We start from the raw sequence: 3441 nt of genomic DNA on the forward strand, positions 1-3441 counted from the left end.
ATGGTCAAAAAGACCCATGCGGCCAGCGTCCAGGGGCGCACCCAACGGCCCCAGGCCGCATCGACACGGCCTTCGATCAGGGCGGCAACGCCAAAGCTGAAGCAGATGCTCAGGCCTACATAGCCGAGGTAGAGGAACGGCGGGTGGAAGGCGAGTCCCGGGTCCTGCAGCAGCGGGTTGAGGTCCTGCCCGTCAAAGGGAGGCACGACCAGGCGCAGGAACGGGTTGGACGTGAAGATGATGAAGGCAAAAAATGCAACAGCAACAGCGGATTGCACCGCCAGAACACGGGCGCGCAGGGTCGGAGGCAAGCCTTTGCCGAACCACGCGGCCATCGCGCCAAAGAGCGTCAGGATCAGCACCCACAGAAGCATGGAGCCTTCGTGGTTGCCCCAGACACCGCTGATTTTATAGAGCATCGGTTTGGCCGAATGGCTGTTGAGCCAGACAAGCCGCAGCGAGAAATCCGAGGTCACGAAGGCATAAGTCAAAGCCGCAAAGGCAAAGGCCGTCAGCAGGAATTGCACCGTTGCCGCCGGTTCGGCGACAGCCATCCAGCCGGGCCAGCGTTTATGCGCCCCCACCAGAGGCACAATGGATTGCACAATCGCGACAAGGAACGCGAGGATGAGGGCGAAATGACCGAGTTCTGTAACCATGTGGTGGAGTATAGGCGCAGCACTGGTTACGGCCAATGCGTTTCGTCGGTTTGCTCGGTTCACATTGTCGCGGGTCTTCCGTCGACGGAAGACCCGGACGCGTCGACGCGTCCGACGCCTTTAGCGGCGCTGTTGCACCCACTCCTCGAGCGCTGCATTGCCGTCTGGTTGTGGCTCTTGCGTCGGGAGCACGGTGTCCGTCTCTGGCCGCTGATCTGGTCCCGGCCGCGCCATGTGTTGGACCAACGCGCGCTGGAACTCCTGACCTTTCGCCTGATGCCGTGCACCGAAATAGAAGCTGACAATTGCCCCCAAGAGCCACCAGAGCGGTTCTGGCACCAGTGCCAACCCCACCATGCGGGCGGAAAACCACTCCGGGTCCACCATCGCCGACACGAACAAGCCCAAGGTGCCCAATGCCATGGCCGGACGCGGCACACGGTTCAGCGCATCCATCAGGCGGTCAAACCAGCCACGCTGCGGCGCATAGAACTCGGCCGCAAACTGGCCGAGCGACGCACCATATCGGTCTTTGTCGCGTTGCGCTTGTGCTTCCGCGTTCGGGCGAAACACTTCGACCGTGTCGCGCACCATGTTACGCCCGGATCCGAAGACCAGCGAAAACACCTGTTCGATCAATCCCATGCAGAGATCCTTTGCTGAAACGCGGCTGGTGTCAGATGATAGCGGGCGTCAATGAAGGCCTCCGCCCGCGTGATCCAGCCACCCTTCCCGCCTGCCCGGCTGCGCGCGTATTTGCGGCTGGCGGGCCGGCGGTCGGCCAGATCGAAATAGTAATTGCGTCGTTCGATCCCGTAGGCATCGACAATATGATCCGGAGCGCTGGCATGCGCGCGCGCAGATGCGGCGATGGTCTTGGGGCCGATGGCACCGTCGACGGCGACCGCGTAGCCCATCTTTCCCAACAGGCGTTGCAGGATTTTCACCGCATTGGCACCTGTATTGACATACATGTCGAAGACCGTCGCCTGAAGCGGTTGCGGCAGGTCGGCAATGCGGGGACGCGCGAAGTAATGGTCAATGAAGATCTCGACGGCCTGCTCTTGGTTCAGGCGCTGGACATCGGCTTGCGTCACCTGCCCGTCCCCTGTCAGGTCAAGCCCAAGACGGCGCATCGTATGAATGGTCACACCGTATTTCGTGGCCCCGCCGGGATCATCGGGATCGTTCACATAACCGCCTTCGCGGGACACAATCTCCTGTGCGATGGCTCTCACGTTCTGCTTTCTTTGGTCCACCATCTGCCCCCGATTGCTCCTGGCGGCAAAGACTGCAAAGCTGAGGTTAACCAAGTCACAAGATAGCGAACGCCGCGGGAGAACACGCGTGGAACAGATTGATCTGAATGGAAAATCGGCACAGGACATCATCAAGCGTCTTGCCCTTTTGCCACATCCGGAAGGTGGTCATTACCGCCAAACCTGGATCGGAGAGGAGGATGAACGACCATCGGGCACCTGCATCTATTTCCTGCTCGGAGCTGGCGAACGCAGCCATTGGCATACCGTCGACGCCACAGAGATCTGGCATCACTACGCCGGTGCGCCACTGATTCTGTCGCTGTCAGAAACCGATACCGGCCCTGCAAAGGATCATGTGCTTGGTCCTAACCTGTTCCAAGGGCAGTCGCCGCAGATCATTGTCCCGCCACACAATTGGCAGGCGGCGCGCAGCACAGGCGATTGGACCTTGATGGGATGCACGGTCAGCCCGGCATTTCAGTTTGACGGCTTCACCCTCGCGCCGCCGGGGTTTGACATTCCGCGCGCGGGTTGACAGAGCGCTGCCATGATCGACATTCCGTTCCTCACCCCGCTTAACCCTGACCAGCAACGTACCTTTGGTCTGACAGAGCCGTGGCCGCTGGCCTTGGCAGACCGGGTGCGCTTTGCCGAACTTGATCCGCTCAACCACGTCAACAACGTAGCCTATCTGATCTGGTTTGAAGGGGCGCGGGTCACCTATTTCAAGCATGTAGGCTTATCGACCTACGGCGCCGCCGAGGTTGAACCGCGCATCGTCATCCGCCGAGGTGAGATCGATTGGCTTCAGGAAATGCGGGCGGACGAAGACTACGTCGTGGTGACGCGAACCGTGGACTACCGCACCACCAGCTTTACGCTCAGGCAGGAGATCTGGTCCGGCGGTTCGGTTCGCGCGACCTTTACCTGCGTGATCGTGCTATTGCAGCCGGATGGCAGTGGGCGCATGCCAATCCCAGAACCTGTACGCGAGCGGTTCCACGCGGTGGACGGGGTGGCAAGACGCGTCGACGCGTCTTGATCAGGCGCGTTCGAACGCGGTTTCGAAACCGCGTATCAAGACGTTTCAACACGTCTTGCCCACCTCACGAATAGCGTTTCACGTATCCGAGCAGGGCTTGCGTGCTGCCGTCCTTGCTATCTGCCGGAGCATCACCGCTGACCAATGGCCCAAGCGATGTCGCCAGTTCCTTGCCCAATTCCACGCCCCATTGATCGAACGAGTTGATCCCAAGGATCACCCCTTCGACAAACACCCGGTGTTCATAAAGCGCGATGATCTGGCCCAGAACCTCGGGTGTCAGCTTCGACATCATCAACGTCGTGGACGGGCGGTTGCCCGGAAACACCCGGTGCAGCGCCTGCCGTTCCAGCTCGTCGCCGCTCAGGCCTTTCTTGGCCATGATCGCCCGCGCCTCATCCAGCGACCGCCCGCGCATCAGCGCCTCGGATTGCGCGAGACAATTGGCGATCAGCAATTCGTGATGGTGTCGCAGGTC

The 3441-nt window shown here is 60.7% G+C and carries 5 protein-coding genes and 1 pseudogene; 2 read left to right on the forward strand and 4 right to left on the reverse strand.

What is annotated here, in order from left to right; all coding sequences use genetic code 11:
• The 3 genes from ccsA to JJ869_RS22820 form a co-directional block, all read right to left on the reverse strand.
• On the reverse strand, positions 1 to 659 hold a 659-nt coding region (ccsA, locus tag JJ869_RS22810; RefSeq protein ID WP_292271150.1), incomplete at its 3' end, for a cytochrome c biogenesis protein CcsA.
• 120 nt (positions 660 to 779) lie between these two features.
• Positions 780 to 1304, reverse strand: a complete 525-nt coding sequence (locus JJ869_RS22815; protein ID WP_292271152.1) for a holin family protein — start codon at positions 1302 to 1304, stop codon at positions 780 to 782.
• On the reverse strand, positions 1295 to 1921 hold the full coding sequence (locus JJ869_RS22820) for a holin-associated N-acetylmuramidase (RefSeq protein ID WP_292271155.1): 627 nt from the start codon (positions 1919 to 1921) through the stop codon (positions 1295 to 1297). The genes JJ869_RS22815 and JJ869_RS22820 overlap by 10 nt, the downstream gene beginning before the upstream one ends.
• A gap of 85 nt (positions 1922 to 2006) precedes the next feature.
• Here JJ869_RS22820 and JJ869_RS22825 point away from each other — a divergent pair, with 85 nt between their 5' ends.
• Together JJ869_RS22825 and JJ869_RS22830 are read left to right on the forward strand one after the other, a co-directional pair.
• Positions 2007 to 2456: a cupin domain-containing protein gene (locus JJ869_RS22825; protein WP_292271156.1), complete on the forward strand. Its 450-nt coding sequence runs from the start codon at positions 2007 to 2009 to the stop codon at positions 2454 to 2456.
• Between the two features lie 12 nt (positions 2457 to 2468).
• Positions 2469 to 2963 carry a thioesterase family protein gene (locus tag JJ869_RS22830; RefSeq protein WP_292271158.1) on the forward strand — a complete coding sequence of 165 codons (495 nt, stop codon included), beginning with the start codon at positions 2469 to 2471 and terminating at the stop codon, positions 2961 to 2963.
• Positions 2964 to 3027: 64 nt separating this feature from the next.
• Here JJ869_RS22830 and JJ869_RS22835 read toward each other — a convergent pair.
• Positions 3028 to 3441 (reverse strand): annotated as a pseudogene (locus JJ869_RS22835) (glucose-6-phosphate isomerase); the annotation flags it as partial.

The sequence above is a fragment of the Marivita sp. genome (genome assembly GCF_017643905.1).
Taxonomy (GTDB): domain Bacteria; phylum Pseudomonadota; class Alphaproteobacteria; order Rhodobacterales; family Rhodobacteraceae; genus Marivita.